Annotated in this window: 14 protein-coding genes and 1 pseudogene; 7 read left to right on the top strand and 8 right to left on the bottom strand. The window is 67.4% G+C overall.

Annotated features, from left to right (window positions below; genetic code table 11):
• The first annotated feature begins 84 nt into the window (after positions 1–84).
• Positions 85–255 (top strand): hydrophobic protein, encoded by a 171-nt coding sequence (locus ACFWBQ_RS18465; RefSeq protein WP_385489702.1) that lies wholly within the window; start codon positions 85–87, stop codon positions 253–255.
• Between the two features lie 127 nt (positions 256–382).
• Positions 383–1,261, top strand: a complete 879-nt coding sequence (locus tag ACFWBQ_RS18460; protein WP_385489909.1) for a SigB/SigF/SigG family RNA polymerase sigma factor — start codon at positions 383–385, stop codon at positions 1,259–1,261.
• A gap of 63 nt (positions 1,262–1,324) precedes the next feature.
• Here the strand turns inward: ACFWBQ_RS18460 and ACFWBQ_RS18455 are convergent, their stop codons facing one another.
• From ACFWBQ_RS18455 to ACFWBQ_RS18440, 4 genes are all read right to left on the bottom strand, one after another.
• On the bottom strand, positions 1,325–2,053 hold the full coding sequence (locus ACFWBQ_RS18455; RefSeq protein ID WP_385489699.1) for an ANTAR domain-containing protein: 729 nt from the start codon (positions 2,051–2,053) through the stop codon (positions 1,325–1,327).
• Positions 2,054–2,058: 5 nt separating this feature from the next.
• On the bottom strand, positions 2,059–2,763 hold the full coding sequence (locus ACFWBQ_RS18450; protein WP_385489697.1) for an ANTAR domain-containing protein: 705 nt from the start codon (positions 2,761–2,763) through the stop codon (positions 2,059–2,061).
• A 364-nt stretch (positions 2,764–3,127) separates the two neighbouring features.
• Positions 3,128–3,361 carry a hypothetical protein gene (locus ACFWBQ_RS18445; protein WP_385489694.1) on the bottom strand — a complete coding sequence of 78 codons (234 nt, stop codon included), beginning with the start codon at positions 3,359–3,361 and terminating at the stop codon, positions 3,128–3,130.
• Positions 3,351–3,608, bottom strand: coding sequence for a hypothetical protein (locus ACFWBQ_RS18440; protein WP_385489692.1), 258 nt, complete (start codon positions 3,606–3,608; stop codon positions 3,351–3,353). Before ACFWBQ_RS18440 ends, ACFWBQ_RS18445 begins: the two co-directional genes overlap by 11 nt.
• A 115-nt stretch (positions 3,609–3,723) precedes the next feature.
• On the opposite strand from ACFWBQ_RS18440, the gene ACFWBQ_RS18435 reads away from it, so the two are divergent.
• The 4 genes from ACFWBQ_RS18435 to ACFWBQ_RS18420 all read left to right on the top strand — a co-directional run bounded on the left by ACFWBQ_RS18435 (position 3,724) and on the right by ACFWBQ_RS18420 (position 7,487).
• Entirely contained in the window at positions 3,724–4,566 is an 843-nt protein-coding gene (locus ACFWBQ_RS18435; protein WP_385489689.1) for a helix-turn-helix domain-containing protein, read from the top strand.
• Positions 4,547–4,810: a DUF397 domain-containing protein gene (locus ACFWBQ_RS18430; protein ID WP_385489686.1), complete on the top strand. Its 264-nt coding sequence runs from the start codon at positions 4,547–4,549 to the stop codon at positions 4,808–4,810. The genes ACFWBQ_RS18435 and ACFWBQ_RS18430 overlap by 20 nt, the downstream gene beginning before the upstream one ends.
• A 560-nt stretch (positions 4,811–5,370) precedes the next feature.
• Positions 5,371–5,886, top strand: a complete 516-nt coding sequence (locus ACFWBQ_RS18425) for a hypothetical protein (RefSeq protein ID WP_385489683.1) — start codon at positions 5,371–5,373, stop codon at positions 5,884–5,886.
• 371 nt (positions 5,887–6,257) lie between these two features.
• On the top strand, positions 6,258–7,487 hold the full coding sequence (locus ACFWBQ_RS18420; RefSeq protein WP_385489680.1) for a serine hydrolase domain-containing protein: 1,230 nt from the start codon (positions 6,258–6,260) through the stop codon (positions 7,485–7,487).
• A 126-nt stretch (positions 7,488–7,613) separates the two neighbouring features.
• On the opposite strand, the gene ACFWBQ_RS18415 is transcribed toward ACFWBQ_RS18420, so the two are convergent.
• Positions 7,614–7,769 carry a hypothetical protein gene (locus tag ACFWBQ_RS18415; RefSeq protein ID WP_385489676.1) on the bottom strand — a complete coding sequence of 52 codons (156 nt, stop codon included), beginning with the start codon at positions 7,767–7,769 and terminating at the stop codon, positions 7,614–7,616.
• A 71-nt stretch (positions 7,770–7,840) separates the two neighbouring features.
• Positions 7,841–8,413 (bottom strand): annotated as a pseudogene (locus ACFWBQ_RS18410) (dihydrofolate reductase family protein).
• A 391-nt stretch (positions 8,414–8,804) separates the two neighbouring features.
• On the opposite strand from ACFWBQ_RS18410, the gene ACFWBQ_RS18405 reads away from it, so the two are divergent.
• Positions 8,805–9,653, top strand: coding sequence for a hypothetical protein (locus ACFWBQ_RS18405; protein WP_385489673.1), 849 nt, complete (start codon positions 8,805–8,807; stop codon positions 9,651–9,653).
• A 31-nt stretch (positions 9,654–9,684) separates the two neighbouring features.
• Here the strand turns inward: ACFWBQ_RS18405 and ACFWBQ_RS18400 are convergent, their stop codons facing one another.
• Positions 9,685–10,851, bottom strand: coding sequence for a serine hydrolase domain-containing protein (locus ACFWBQ_RS18400; protein WP_385489670.1), 1,167 nt, complete (start codon positions 10,849–10,851; stop codon positions 9,685–9,687).
• A 149-nt stretch (positions 10,852–11,000) separates the two neighbouring features.
• Positions 11,001–13,589 (bottom strand): glycoside hydrolase family 9 protein, encoded by a 2,589-nt coding sequence (locus tag ACFWBQ_RS18395; protein ID WP_385489907.1) that lies wholly within the window; start codon positions 13,587–13,589, stop codon positions 11,001–11,003.
• Between the last annotated feature and the right edge of the window lie 47 nt (positions 13,590–13,636).

Genomic DNA, 13,636 nt, shown 5'->3' with positions numbered 1-13,636 from the left:
AGCCTCCGGACAAAGCCTTCATTTTCGCTTCGCCCTGACCCCGCGGAACGCAGGACATGTCCCTGCGACCGTGTGGAGGCAGCAATGCTGCTCTGGGTTCTTCTCTTTCTGCTGACCCTGGTGGTCTCCGGGTTCGGCTTCACGATGCACACCCTGTTGATAGCAGCCGTTGCCACGCTGGCCATCTGGATCATCGCTGTCGCGATGCGCGCCCCCCGAAGCGGCAGGCGCCCCAGCACACGAGGCCACGGGTGAGCCGCACCGATCCCCTGACTGCCGAGGATCCACAGGTCACTGCGTCAGCAGCCCCGGTCGGGCGACGACGACACCTACGGCTCCAGCCCGCCCGTCTTCTCTCAAAGGCGCAGACGTGACGACATCCATGCACAGGCATCACGCAGGTACGTCCGTACGGCACGGGACAGAGACGCCGGCCCCCGAACACAGCAGCGGCCTGCCGTGGATCGCGGACGCCAAAAGGGTCGCACCCAGGGACGCACGGGCTCTGTCGAAGCTGTTCTTCGACCGGATCCAGGTCCTCGACGAGGGCACCCGCGCGTACCAGTACGCCCGGAACACGCTCATCGAGATGAACATTTCCCTGGTCCAGTTCGCGGCAAGCCGCTTCCGTAACCGCGGTACCGGGGCCATGGAGGACATCGTCCAGGTCGGCACAATCGGCCTGATCAAGGCCATCGACCGCTTCGACCTCTCCCGTGGGGTCGAGTTCAGCTCCTTTGCCGTGCCATACATCATCGGCGAGATCAAACGCTCCTTCCGCGACACCAGCTGGGCAGTCCACGTCCCCCGGCGCATGCAGGAGATGCGCGTCGACCTCGCCAAGGCGAAGGAGAACCTCTGCCTCACGCTGGGCAGGGATCCGACGGTCGGCGAGCTCGCCGGGCACCTAGGGGTCGCCGAGGACGTCGTCAGGGAGGGGATCATCGCCGCAAATGGCTACACCGCGGGCTCGCTGGACGTCTGTCCATCGGCCGGGGAGGAGGTGCGCAACGCCCGGACTCACGCCGACCACATGGGCGAGCCTGATCCCCGCATCGAGGTCATCGACAACCTCCTCGCGCTCGCCCCGCTCCTCGGCGAACTCGATCTACGCGAACGCCGCATCATTGATATGCGCTTCGGCCAGGACATGACCCAGGCCCAGATCGGTGACGCCCTGGGCATCTCCCAGATGCACATCTCCCGGCTCCTTGCCCGGGCCCTGTCCAGGCTGCGCCGCGGCATGCTCACCGAATCCTGAACGCGGCCCAGCCACAACAGTGGTGCTCCGCGCTTCGGCACCGAGCGCGGAGCACCGCAGTCGTCAGGGATGAGGGATGAGACGGGTATCGAGAGTCTGGTCGATGATCTGGCGGGCGCATTCGGAGATACGCAGGTTGCGCGCCCGCGCGTAGGCGCGCAGGGCGCTGAACGCGGTGTCGGGATCGGTGTTCCAACGTTCGGCGAGAATGCCCTTGACCTGCTCGATGAGGATGCGTGTGGTCAGGGCACGTTGCAGCTGGGCCTTCTCGGTCTGTTCCTGCCCGAGGTCACGCTGCTGCAGGAGGGCGATCGTCGCGACATCGGCAAGCGCCTGGGCGAGCGATACGTCCTGTGGCGTCAAGGGCTGGATGCCGGTGTGGAACAGATTCAGCGCGCCCACGGCACGGTCCCGCAGCCGGAGCGGAACGACGTGACTGGTCTGAAAGCCGCTACGCCGGGCGTGATCGGCGAAGGCCGGCCAATCAGCGGTGTCCGCGGAACTGTTGAGATCGATGTTGATGCGTGCGGTGCTGGTGCGGTAGCAGTCGATGCAGGGACCTTGGTCGTGCTGCAGGGCGAAGAGTTCCAGCAGGTGCGTGTTCTCGTCGGACGCAGCGATGGTCTGGAGGGTGTCCTTCTCATTGGCCAGGAGTATCCCGGCCGCCGAGACATCGAGCAGGGTGACGCAGTGTCCGCAAAGCTGCTCAAGGAATTCGACGGGATCGAAGTCGTCGATCAGGGAATCCGCCACCTGCACGAAGACCGTTGACACTTCTTGTTCGCGGGACATGCCGTTCATCCACTCGTCTCGTCGGTTACGCCGGATTCCGGCCTGTCGGGGTTGAGGCGGAGCCTCCGGGACACGATGTCCTGCGCCGCTTCCACGATGGACCTGTTGTGTCCGTACGCATAGGCGCGCAGGCGCAGAAGTGATTGGCCGAGTGACAGACCGAGCTGAACGCTGAGCATGCCGCTCGCCTGGTGCACGACTGCCCTGTGCAGTTCGCCCCCAGGTTCTGCGTCCGTCCAGGAATCGAGTTGCATGCCTTCACCACCCAGAAATTGAAGAGTGAGCGCCCCGGCAAGGGCCAGAGCGTCGTCCATCTGCTGCCCCGTCATGGGACCCGGGACGGAGCGCAGGACGGTGAGGATGCCGACCGTGATGCCGCCCATGGCCAACGGGAGGCAGAAGACGGCCCGGATCGGCAGGTATCTCATGGCCGGCAGCAGCGCCGGCCACCGATCGCCGGACACCGTGGTGACGTCCTGCTCCAAGACCGACGCTCTCGTGCGCAGTGTGTCCGGCCCCGGCCCCTCCCCCAGCGTAAATTGCAGGTCGTCGAATGAGGCGCTCGTCCCCCCGGAGGCCCACAGCTGCTCGGTGTCCCGGCCCTGGACCACGAGGGACACCACCGCATGGTCCATACCGAGCACCCTCGCGCAGTCGCCGCTGAGGAGCGGCGTGCCGCGCAGGTGCAGGATCCGCAAGATCTCAGCCATTCCCGGGCTGATCACCGGCGTACGCCTCCTGGCGCCCGGGGATGCCGCGGTCCTGGTCGGACGGCGTTCACAAAGGCGGTTCCGTCCCTGGTGGACGGCGAGTTCGTCATACGGAGTCGAGGCCTCCCCGCACACGCGTGGGTCGGCGTAGGAGCGAACCGTCCGCATCAGGAGCCTGCGCCCCTTCGCGGTCCGGGCCGTACGGACAAGAACCTGTCACCGCATGCCCTGTCACCGTGTGCCCTGTCACCGTGTGCCCTGTCACCGTGTGCCCTGTCACCGTGTGCCCTGTCACCGTGTGCCCTGTCACCGTGTGCCCTGTCCACAGTAGCCGCAAGCGCCCGACGGCCTCAGCGCGTCCCCGTCACGGCAGCCGCCCCGACCGGTTGATCTCGGTCACCCGGGCCCGCAGCACCAGCCCCGGCGGGGCCGGCCGGACGGCTTCGGGCGGGCAGTCCCACTCCGCGCCGCCGCCCGGCGGGCGCAGCTGTACATACGGTCCGACGCGTCCCATCACCCGTCCCACCCGCCCGTCGCGGCCGTCCACCGCGAACGAGCCGGGCTCCGGCAGACACGGTTCAAGTCCTTCAACTGTCATGAGCCGCCGCCGCTTCCCGCTTCTTCTCTTCCAGCTCGGCACTCAGCCGCAGCGCCGTGTCGATCGTGCACCGGCCGAGGTCGACCAGCGGGACCGGTTCGTTGCCCGCACACGACACCGGATCGATCCGCAGCGACGGCAGCTTGACGCCGACCCCCGCCAGCCCGGCCCGCAGCCGCGCCACCGCGTCCTCCGCCGCCCGCACTCTGCCCGCTGCCTCTTCGCGCCGTTCCGTAGCCGTCATCATGATCTTCCCCATTTCCACGCTGAGTAGTTGCCATGCCTACCCAGCGTGGTCAATTCCTCGCTACCGTGGAAGAGGTGCAGTTCCAACACCCGCACGTGTGTCACAGGGAGTCGCCATGCCCGGGCCGAAAAAGCTCGATCCCTCGTCCTCCCCCCGCGCCCTCCTCGGCGCCGAACTCCGCCACAGACGAGAGGCTGCGGGCCTCTCCCAGGACGAGCTGGGCACACCGCTGTTCGTCAGCGGCTCCTTCATCGGCCAGTTGGAGGCGGGTACGCGACGGATGCAGGCCGACCAGGCCCAGAAGCTGGACGAGGCACTGAAGGCGGGCGGGTTCTTCGCACGGAACTGCGTCGCGCTGAAGCAGTCGAAGTACCCGGACCACTTCGCGGAGGCGGCGGAGGCGGAGGCGGTTGCGACCACGATCAAGGAATACGCCGCCCTCCTGATCCCGGGACTGTTACAGACCGCGGCCTACGCGCGGGCCGTTTTCCGGGCGTACCAGCCGACGGCTACGGAGGACGTGATCGACCGGCTGGTGGCATCCCGACTCGAGCGAGCCAAACTCCTGGCCGACCCAACAACACCCATGTTGTGGGTGGTTCTGGACGAGGCTGCATTACGCCGTGAAGCGGGTGGGCGCGTCGTGATGGGAGAGGCACTACGGCACATGCTTGATCTGGCACGTCAGCACCGGTTCATTGTCCAGGTGCTGCCGTTCTCCGCAGGGGCACACATGGCCCTGCAAGGCTCGCTGAAGCTGATGGCTTTCACAGACGCGCCCCCACTCGCCTACCTCGAAGGTCTAGGAACGGGCCAGCTGCAGGACGATCCAGCAGCCGTCCGGCACTATGAGCTGACTTACGATCTGGTTGCGGCCAGCGCATTGTCACCGGAAGCGTCCCTGGCCCTGATCGAGTCGGTGGCGGAGGATTACGCCCATGAAGCTCAGCGGATCTGACTACGACCTGTCCACAGCGACCTGGCGCAAGTCCTCGTACAGCGGCGGGGACGGCGGCAACTGCGTCGAAGTCGCCACCTGGCGGAAGTCCACGTACAGCGGCGGAAGCGGCGGTGACTGCCTCGAAGTCGCAGACGGGCACCCCGGCATCGTTCCCGTCCGGGACTCCAAGGTGACCGACGGCCCGGCGCTCGTGTTCCGGACCGCCGCGTGGGCCGCCTTCATCGAAGACCTGAGGCCCTAGCCTGCCCCCGCCTCGATCCTTCGTGACGGTCCGTCGTTCTGGCGGGCCGTTTCGGCTTGTTGGGCTGCGGATGGGTGTGCCGCAAACCGCTCTGCGGAAATTGGGGCTGCTGCGCCACTCAGCCGCCGGAGCCCTGCGGATAGGTGCGCACAATGTACGCCCAGCGTGCTGCGCCTACTGCCAGAAAGATCAGTGACGGCGCCAGCCCCCAGCGGGCTGCGCGTCGGGCCGGCCCTCCCCGCCCGCCGCGTGAGTTGATCAGGGCCGAGTAGCTCCCCGCGCTCGCCGCCGCTGGCGCTCGTACTCTGGTCGCGTGGGTGGCCGGAGGAGAATCGGTGCCATAACTGCTCTCGACGTCGATCACGTTCGGGCTGGTCACGATCCCTGTGTCGGTGGAGCCAGCCACGGAGTCGCGCAGGTTGGCTTCCGCGATATCCGCATGCGGGACCTGGGTCGGGTGGATCCATTAGGCGGCCCAGCGCTTGCGGAATGGGCTGAAACGTTCGCCAAGAATTCGGCACACGTGCATCGAGTCCGCAACCTCACACCAGGAGGGCACAATGGGCGCAGGAGATTGGCAGAACAACGTCTCTGTGCATCGGGCAGTCTGGGCCAAGCCGGGGGGCAGTATTTTCACCCTCGCTGCCCCGCCGATCGGATCGAGTATTCCGAGCACCCAACACATTCCTATCGGTGCCGTTGTCATCGAATCCGGGGTCGCCGTTTTTGAACATTACACCTTCGGGGCAGATGTCCTTCAGAGCAAGAAGGTCGAGATCCCGCTCTTCCGCGTCCCCAACGACGTGGAACTGCTCCAGGGAGTCGGAGGGTGTTGGCCCTCCGACATTCGATACGACGATCTGCCGTCAGGAGATATAGCACAGTGGACTGTGGCCGAGAGTTACGTCGGATGGAGCAATCCAGACAGAATTCTTCATTTTTCTGCCGAGCTGCACATCCAGGGCACCTCGTGTACCATGCGCCGTCTCGGCTATCAAGTAACGGCTTTTTTCCGTGGCCGAAATGAAAGTGGAACGATCACAGACGTGCGGCTCCGTGAATTCCTGGACGAGTAGCCAGCACCCCTGTATCTTCACCCCAAAACAGCCCGGGGGTGCGTCCGGTGCGTCCGTGACGGGACGGAAGTAGGGCCGGGCCGACGGGTCTGGTCAGGGGTGAGCCACCAGGTGTGGCAACTGTCGGGGCATCCGGAATCGTGTTCGCCAAGCGCCCGGGACTGGCACGGCCGCATCGCCAATTGGTGGATGCCGTCAGCTAAGGGCTGTCCTTGGATGCCCGCTCCAGGATGCAGATCGGCAAGCATCCCCTAAAGTGGTGAACGGTGTATATGTAGTCTGCCGCGATCTCCAGACCGAGCGTTCCGCCAGTAATGAACTAACCGCTCGCGGCAGTATCACTTGCCGGCGGACCCCACGAGGAGGCCGACGTGACCATACGCATCCCGGCCTCACTCATCAATCAGTTGAAGCTTCTGCACGACAAAAAGCGGTCCCTTGAACTGTACGGGGAGACGATCGCGAGAGGCGTCGGAGCCTTCAAAGCGAAGTACAACATTCCAGGGATTTCAGTGGCCATTTCCCGCCACGGAAGGCTGGAATATGCCGAGGCTTTCGGCTGGACCAGACTCCCGTCGTTGGGTGAATCACCGGCCCTGACCGAAACGAACACATTCAGAAGCGCAAGCATCTCAAAGATCATTACGGCCGCATGCATCATGCGACTGGTCCAAGACAAGCAGCTCAAGCTGGATCACACGATTTTCGGATCGAGCGGAGTCCTCGGCACTACTTACGGAACCAAGTCGTACACCGGTTACACGACCCAACAAACCATTCGCCAACTCTTGAATCACACAAGTGGTTGGTCAAACCTGGACACGGTGGGCGCAGGACTGGACCCAATGTTCACGAGCGCCGGAATGAACCGGAGTCAAATCATTGACTACATGCTTGATCAGCGCCCCCCGATGCGGCAACCCGGACTACTGCACGAATACAGCAACTTCGGTTACTGCCTGCTCGGAAGAGTCATTGAGAAGGTCACCGGAAAAACCTATGAACAATACGCCAAGGAGGCGATTCTCAGTAAGTGCGGAATCAGTCGAATGCACATCGGCACGGAGTCCCGCGCGAGCGCCGGATCCGACGAAGTCCACTACTACGCGGAAGATCCACAGGATCCCTACAAGCTCAGGGTAAGTTTGTTTGACTCCCATGGCGGATGGGTCGCATCCCCAATCGATCTACTGAAGCTCGAAAGGGAGATCGGCGTATTCAGCCCAAAGACCGGAATTCTATCAGTGGCCACCAAGTCCGAAATCGCCACGGGATCGACGGATGCCCCCGGCTACGGCTTGGGGCTGGAGATATGGCTATCGGACACGACCATCGCTCCGTATCCACCACCAGGGGCACGAATGGTGAAATACGCTGGACATAGCGGCTGGATGATCGGGACGATGGGGTTCATGATGTCGCGGATGGACGGTTACTCATTCGCATTCTTGGCCAATAAGCAGCCCATGCGCCAAAGCGGAGAACCTCGTCCCTTCGATGCGATCGCGTACATCAGAGACGAGATCATCTGGCCCGCGCTCGCGAGCGCGTCAGGAACGTCGTACGAGTCGTACGACCTCTTTCCTCTGTACGAGAAGTAGCTCAACAACACCGTTGCGTTTGGCCAGGAAGTTGCAGGTCAAGACGAGTTGAACGCAGCAACGGGACTCCTGTGGACCAACGATCGGCGAAGAAGGTCGAGCAAGCTCAGGGGTCCCGTTGCAGGTTCACTGCGTGATCGAGATCTGTCCGGGTTCGTCATGCAAGACCGAGGGCGTGTAGGGGCCGGTGGTAGTCGCGGCCGTGTGGCGGAGGGCGGCGGCGATGTCGGGCTGGCCGTCCTGGCGGAAGAGGCTGATGGCGAGGTTGTGCAGGGAGGCCATGGCGCGGGACAGGGTGCCTGCGCGGACCTTGGAGTCGTCCTCACGGAACGCTCGGTCCCGGACGTGGTGCGTCAGCGGACGACGTCGAAGACGTTCTTCTGCAGGCCGTTGGCGTACGCCTCGTGTTCGACGAGCCGCAGCTTCTGGGCGTCCTTGTCGGTGTCGCTGAACAGACGCTTGCCCGCGCCGAGCAGGAGCGGGAAGACGAGCAGGTGGTACCGGTCGATCAGGCCTGCGTCCGAGAGACTCCGGTTGAGGGCGGCGCTGCCGTGGACGATGATCGGGCCGCCCTCGGTCTCCTTCAGCGCGGCGACCTCGTCGAGCGACCGCAGGATCGTGGTCGGACCCCAGTCCGCAACCAGGTCGTCCTCGGTGAGGGTGGTGGAGACGACGTACTTCGGCATGACCTTGTAGTCGGCGAAATCCTCCATGCCCGGCCAGACCGGACTGAAGGCCTCTTAGCTGGCCCGGCCCATCAGCATGGCGGTGGCTTCCTTCTGCTCCCTGCCCTTGATGTCGAACGCCTCGGGGAGGAACTCCACGTCCTTGAAGGTCCAACCCGAGTTCCGGTAGCCCGGCTCGCCGCCAGGGGCCTCCACGACTCCGTCGAGCGAGATGAAGGCGGTGGTGATCAGGGTGCGCATCGCAGGTCTCCCAGATGTCTCGTGTTCGGGTTCTCAACAGGACTGACTGCGGATTGTGGAGAAACTCATCGCCCATCGCCCGCCGACATGCCGACGCTCCCGTTCTGACGCCGAATGGCCCGGGGCTCGAGCGGCGAGTTCCGAGCGCTCTTTCAGCGGAATGGGTGGAGGGACTGCTTTCCCACCCACCCTCCCTGCCTGGCAGGTTGACTTTTCGTGACCGACTTGCAACGGAGGGTTGCGACGCTCTAGCGTTCCGAATGACGAAACGACCCCCGCCCGGTGCTGGAACACCTGACAGGGGTCTGACCACCTCGATCGAAAGCGCGATCCGATGGCTGCGAGCCAGTTTAGTGTTGCCCCCTCCACCCCGTACGAGCCCCCGCACCCGATGGCCAATCCCGGCTACGGCAAGCGCTCTGCGCCGGACCAGCGCCCCCGAAGCGAGCGCGACTTCGCGCACCTGCCGCCCCGTGAGGCGGCCGTCGCCGCGTACATCGACCGGCTGCCCGACGGATCCGACATCTCCGTGAAGACGCTGGCCAGGTGGCTCCCGTACGGACAGTGCGCCCTGCGGACCGCCCTCAACCGGATCCAGGCTGCCGGGCATCTGCGCCGGGGCAGTGAGTGCGTCGCGACCGAAGAGGTCCTGCTCTGGGTCACCCGGACGTTCTTCTCGCGGACCGCGCGCGATGACGACTGGTGGGCGGCCTTCACCCGGGGCGACGTACCGCAGGAGACGCAACGCCCCACGCGCTCACGGGCGTTCGTCCTGCTGGCCGCCCTGGGCCGGACCGCGCCCTCGCTGAGCCTGTCGGCGGCGGACTGCGTGAGCCTGGAACCGCAGGTCGGCGAATGGTTCGAGCGGGGCGCCACCGAGGCGGAAACACTGCGCGCCCTGACCGAAGGGCTGCCCGCCGTCGTCCACCACGCCGCGTCCCTCGTCCGGCGCCGGCTCATCGACAAGCTGCCGCCCGAGCGGACCGCCCCGGCGGCCCCACGGACCGTCCTGCGCACCCTGGAGTGCAGCGTGTGCCGTGCACCCGGCAGCTCCGAGGCGCTGCGCGGCGGCCGGTGCGGTCCGTGCCGGGACGAGCCGCTGGACGCCTCCGCAGGACCTCCCGGAGCGGTGCCCACCACCGGTGTGCACGAGCGGATGGCGGCGGTCCGGGCGGGCCTCGTCCCGCGGCAGGACAGGACCGTCAAGGCCAAGGAGTCCATGGCGCGCACGCGGCGCTGAACACGCACCTGAACGCCTTCCCGCCGGTCCGTCATCGGCAGAGCGCGTTGTCGACGAGGGTGCGCAGGACGTCCTCCTGCCGGGCCGCCACCAGCGGGTCCCCGGAGCGGCTGTGCGCGGAGACGGTGACCGTGCGGCGGCCGTCGGCGGTGGATGCAGCCCGGACGACGTAGCCGAAGCCGCTCCCGCCGTGTCCGAGGTACTCGCCGCCGCAGGACAGCGGGGTCAGGAACAGTCCCAGGCCGTCCCGGGTGCCCTCCGGGTGGCCCGCCCCCGGCGGCACCGGAACGGTCGTCCGCATCGCGGCGCGTTCCGCGGGCTTCAGCAGCCGTCCGGAGGCCAGTGCCCCGTAGAACCGGTTGAGGTCGCGGGCCGTACCGGTCATCGATCCGTCGGCCCCGCTGTCGAAGGGACGGTAGGGGATCGTGGTGTCGGTCATCGGGCCGTCCGGGGCGAACTGCTGGTAGTTGGCCGTGTGCGGGTACGGGAGGTGGGGCGAGGTACCGGGCGTGTCCGTGTGACGCATGCCGAGGGGGCGCAGGATGCGGTCGTGGACCTGCTGCTCCCAGGACCGGCCGGTGACCGCCTCGACGATCATTCCGGCGAGGACGTAGTTGGTGTTGGAGTAGGCCCAGCGGGTGCCCGCCGGGAAGTCCGGCTCGTGCCGCATCGCCAGGGCGACCAGCTGCGCGGGCCGGTAGGCGCGCCACCGTTCGGCGTAGTAGGTCCGCACGCCGGGGTCGGGGAAGACGTCGCCGATGTAGTCGTGCAGGCCGCTGGTGTGCCGCAGCAGGTCGCGGACCGTGATCGTCCGGCCGTCGTTGCCCGCCCCGGAGACGGTGCCGGGCAAGAGCTCCTCCACCGTCCGGTCGAGGGACAGCCGCTTCTCACCGACCAGTTGCAGGACGACGGTGGCGACGAAGGTCTTGGTGGTGCTGCCCAGCCGCAGATGACCGCCGTCGACGACCGGGCCCCGGCCGACCAGGTCCTGGACGCCCGATACGGCCGTGACCGCTCCGCCCGGAGCGTCCAGGCGGACGGACACCCCCGTCACGCCGGTATCGCGCAGCGCGTCGGCGTCGCGCCGCAGGGCCGGACCCGCAGGGCCGGGATGCGGCGCGGCCGAGGCGGCGGGCGGGAGGGCGCACAGCGCCAGTGTCAGAGCGGCAGTTGACAGCCATGAGCGACGGAAGACCATGATCCGAGGCTAGGAACGGCCGGTGCTGCCCGGCCATCCGGCGCACACCCCTGCGGAACGGGTGACAACCGGATGGACAGCCGGGTGGCGCCCGGGTGCGGTGTCCGCCGGAAGGCGGGCCGCACCCGGGCGTGATCGCGGGCGGGGGATCAGACCGAAGTGCAGGAACGGCCGTTCAACTTGAACGTGCTGGGGGCGGCCGCCGCGCCTGACGCCCTGGTGTTGAACCCGAAGTCGACCGTGGCACCCGGTGCGATCACCCGGTTCCAGGACAGCGGCCGGGCGCTGAGCGTCCTGCCGTGCTGGTCGAACTCGGCGCTCCAGGTGTGGCTGACCGCCTGCTCGCCGGGGAGGAGCCAGGTCAGCTGCCAGGGCGAGACGGGCTCCGAGCCGGTGTTCTTGAGCTTCACCGTGACCGTCGAACCGCTGTTCCAGGGGTGCGAGGTGTAGGAGACCTCGCACGTGCGCGACGCGGTCCCCCGTCCGTCGCCCGCGTCGTCCAGATACGAGGCGATGAAGGCGAGCGGCGCGTTCCAGTTGATGGTCACCTCGTTGGTGGCCCAGGAGCCGATGTCGTCGAGGTAGCACATCGCGGGTGCGCAGTCGCCCAGCTTCTCCGCGGCGACCGGGTCACCGGCGGCGACGGCCGTGAGGTTCGGTCCGCCCGCGATCGCGCCGGCCGGCGGGTGCGGAAGGTCCGGGTCGTTCTGGTGCGCCCAGAAGCGGTGGTGCTGGTTGCGGGAGTCCCGCTCGCCGTAGCCGGTGACGTACGACTGGTTGAGCGGATTGCGGCCGAGGAGGTAGTCGGCACCGCTCAGCACCGCGTCCTGGTACGCGGCTTCGCCGGTCAGGTCGTGGGCCGTGGCCAGCACGATCATGTTGTTCAGGACCTGGCTGTTGGAACCCCAGACGTAGTCCTCGTCCTTCGGGGCGTACGGAAGCCCGTACACCTGCGCGCGGGACTGCGCGGCGTAGCGGTCGGCGGCCGTGGTGACGACGGACCGGACCTCACCGAGCTGTGCCGGTGTCAGACCGTTCGGCACGGTCGCCAGCGTGAGCACGCCCAGTCCGCCGGTGGAGGCCCACGAGATGCCGCCGCCCGCCGGGAAGACCGCGTCGGTGTCGCCGTGCAGCGCGGAGGAGAGCACGGCCTGGCGGAATGCGTCCTCTCCCGTCGTGGTGAACAGCTCCGCGGCGGCCCAGTAGAACTCGTCCGAGACATCGCCGTCGCTGTACGTGCCGCCTCCCGTGCCGTCGTTCGGGTCGGCGAGGACGTCCGGGTGGGCCGCGGCCGCGGCCCAGGCGGTCCGGGCGGCTTCCAGGCAGCGGTCCGCGAAGGCTGCGTCGTACGGGGCGTAGAGGCGGGCGCACTGGGCGGCCGCGGCGGCCAGGTTGAGCGTGGCGGCCGTCGAGGGCGGGTGCAGCTCACGCTGCTGGGGGTCGAGGTGCGGGGCCAGCGGCAGCCCGGTCCAGGCGGCGTCGTGCATCTTGTGGTGGGCCATCCCGGCCAGCGGCTCACCGGCCGGGACCTGCATCCGCATCAGGAACTCCAGCTCCCAGCGCGCCTCGTCGAGGATGTCCGGTACGGCGTTGCCCTGCTCCGGAACCCGCAGCGCGCCGTCCCCGAGCTCCGCGGATTCGGCGTCGTCGGCGGTCAGGGTGCGTTCGTACGTGGCCATGAGCTGGGCCACCGAGATCCCGCCGTTGACCACATACTTCCCGTGGTCGCCCGCGTCGTACCAGCCGCCCGACACATCCAGCCGGTAGTCACAGACTCCGGGCTGACAAGGAACGTCCGTGTCCCCCTTGTTGGGCGCCACACCGATGTGTCCGGCCGGCCGCGCGTAGGCGTCGCCGACGAGGTCCGCATCGATGGGGATGCCGCTGCGGTTGTGGTAGAAGTACGCCAGCGCGTCGGAGCGCAGGCTGTCGTACAGGTCGGCGCGCAGCGAGAACGGCTCACTGACCTGGCCGTCGATCTCGACGGTGTATCCGTCGCCCGCGGTGGTCAGGCTGCTGAAGTCGAAGGTGTGGACCCGCCGGCGGGAGCTCGGGTCCTCTCCCTGCGGGACGGTCGTGCCGGTGGCGGCCGTCGTACCGTCGGCGGCCTTCACGGACCAGGCAAGCGGTGCGTCGGCGTCGGTCACCACCGTGCCGCTCTTGGGGCCGTGGGGCAGATATCCGACCTGGTTGACGCGGACCGGCGACCCGGTGTCCGGCTCGTACACGGGTGGCTCGGCTCCGCCGCGCAGCGACACGTCGTCGAGGCAGAAGGTGGTCGCGCTGTCGCCGCCCCCGATCTGCAGGGCGACCTGGGCGCCCGCACGGTCGGCCGCGGCGGTGAAGACGTGGGTGACCGTCACGGCGTCCGGTCCGACCGGGTCGGCGGTGGCGAGCTCCGTGGTGTACGGCGCGGTGGCCTCCTGGACGCGGGTCTGGACGGTGAGGGGTTTGCTCGACGTGGCCGTGTAGCTGAGCGTGTAGCTCTCGCCCGCCACGATCGGGATGTCGTTCTGACCGATGATGACGTCCCACGGATTGGCCGTACCGGCCGGGACCGCGGCGCAGAGCCGGCCCTCGGTCACGGCGCCGGACGTGTTGGCCGTCCACCACCAGGGAGCGGTACCGGCGGCGAAGTCGCCGTTGGCTATCTGTTCGGGGCCGGGGTCGGCCTCCTGGGCACCGGCCGTGCCGGGCACCGCCAGTGCCGCTGCGAACAGTAAGGCGGCGGCTGACATCCCGAACACGCGCCGCCCGTGCCGGGAGCGGGCGGGCGCGGGCCGCG

The organism is Streptomyces sp. NPDC060035 (assembly GCF_042736635.1).
Lineage (GTDB): Bacteria > Actinomycetota > Actinomycetes > Streptomycetales > Streptomycetaceae > Streptomyces.
The sequence above is the reverse complement of the archived record's forward strand: the minus strand, read 5'-3'. Positions and strand labels throughout refer to the sequence as shown.

Excerpts from the sequence above, each read along its gene's own strand:
- ACFWBQ_RS18465 (WP_385489702.1), top strand. The coding sequence starts at position 85 with ATGCTGCTCTGGGTTCTTCTCTTTCTGCTGACCCTGGTGGTCTCCGGG.
- ACFWBQ_RS18460 (WP_385489909.1), top strand. The coding sequence starts at position 383 with ATGCACAGGCATCACGCAGGTACGTCCGTACGGCACGGGACAGAGACG.
- ACFWBQ_RS18455 (WP_385489699.1), bottom strand. The coding sequence starts at position 2,053 with ATGTCCCGCGAACAAGAAGTGTCAACGGTCTTCGTGCAGGTGGCGGAT.
- ACFWBQ_RS18450 (WP_385489697.1), bottom strand. The coding sequence starts at position 2,763 with ATGGCTGAGATCTTGCGGATCCTGCACCTGCGCGGCACGCCGCTCCTC.
- ACFWBQ_RS18445 (WP_385489694.1), bottom strand. The coding sequence starts at position 3,361 with ATGACAGTTGAAGGACTTGAACCGTGTCTGCCGGAGCCCGGCTCGTTC.
- ACFWBQ_RS18440 (WP_385489692.1), bottom strand. The coding sequence starts at position 3,608 with ATGATGACGGCTACGGAACGGCGCGAAGAGGCAGCGGGCAGAGTGCGG.
- ACFWBQ_RS18435 (WP_385489689.1), top strand. The coding sequence starts at position 3,724 with ATGCCCGGGCCGAAAAAGCTCGATCCCTCGTCCTCCCCCCGCGCCCTC.
- ACFWBQ_RS18430 (WP_385489686.1), top strand. The coding sequence starts at position 4,547 with ATGAAGCTCAGCGGATCTGACTACGACCTGTCCACAGCGACCTGGCGC.
- ACFWBQ_RS18425 (WP_385489683.1), top strand. The coding sequence starts at position 5,371 with ATGGGCGCAGGAGATTGGCAGAACAACGTCTCTGTGCATCGGGCAGTC.
- ACFWBQ_RS18415 (WP_385489676.1), bottom strand. The coding sequence starts at position 7,769 with ATGGCCTCCCTGCACAACCTCGCCATCAGCCTCTTCCGCCAGGACGGC.
- ACFWBQ_RS18405 (WP_385489673.1), top strand. The coding sequence starts at position 8,805 with ATGGCCAATCCCGGCTACGGCAAGCGCTCTGCGCCGGACCAGCGCCCC.
- ACFWBQ_RS18400 (WP_385489670.1), bottom strand. The coding sequence starts at position 10,851 with ATGGTCTTCCGTCGCTCATGGCTGTCAACTGCCGCTCTGACACTGGCG.
- ACFWBQ_RS18395 (WP_385489907.1), bottom strand. The coding sequence starts at position 13,589 with ATGTCAGCCGCCGCCTTACTGTTCGCAGCGGCACTGGCGGTGCCCGGC.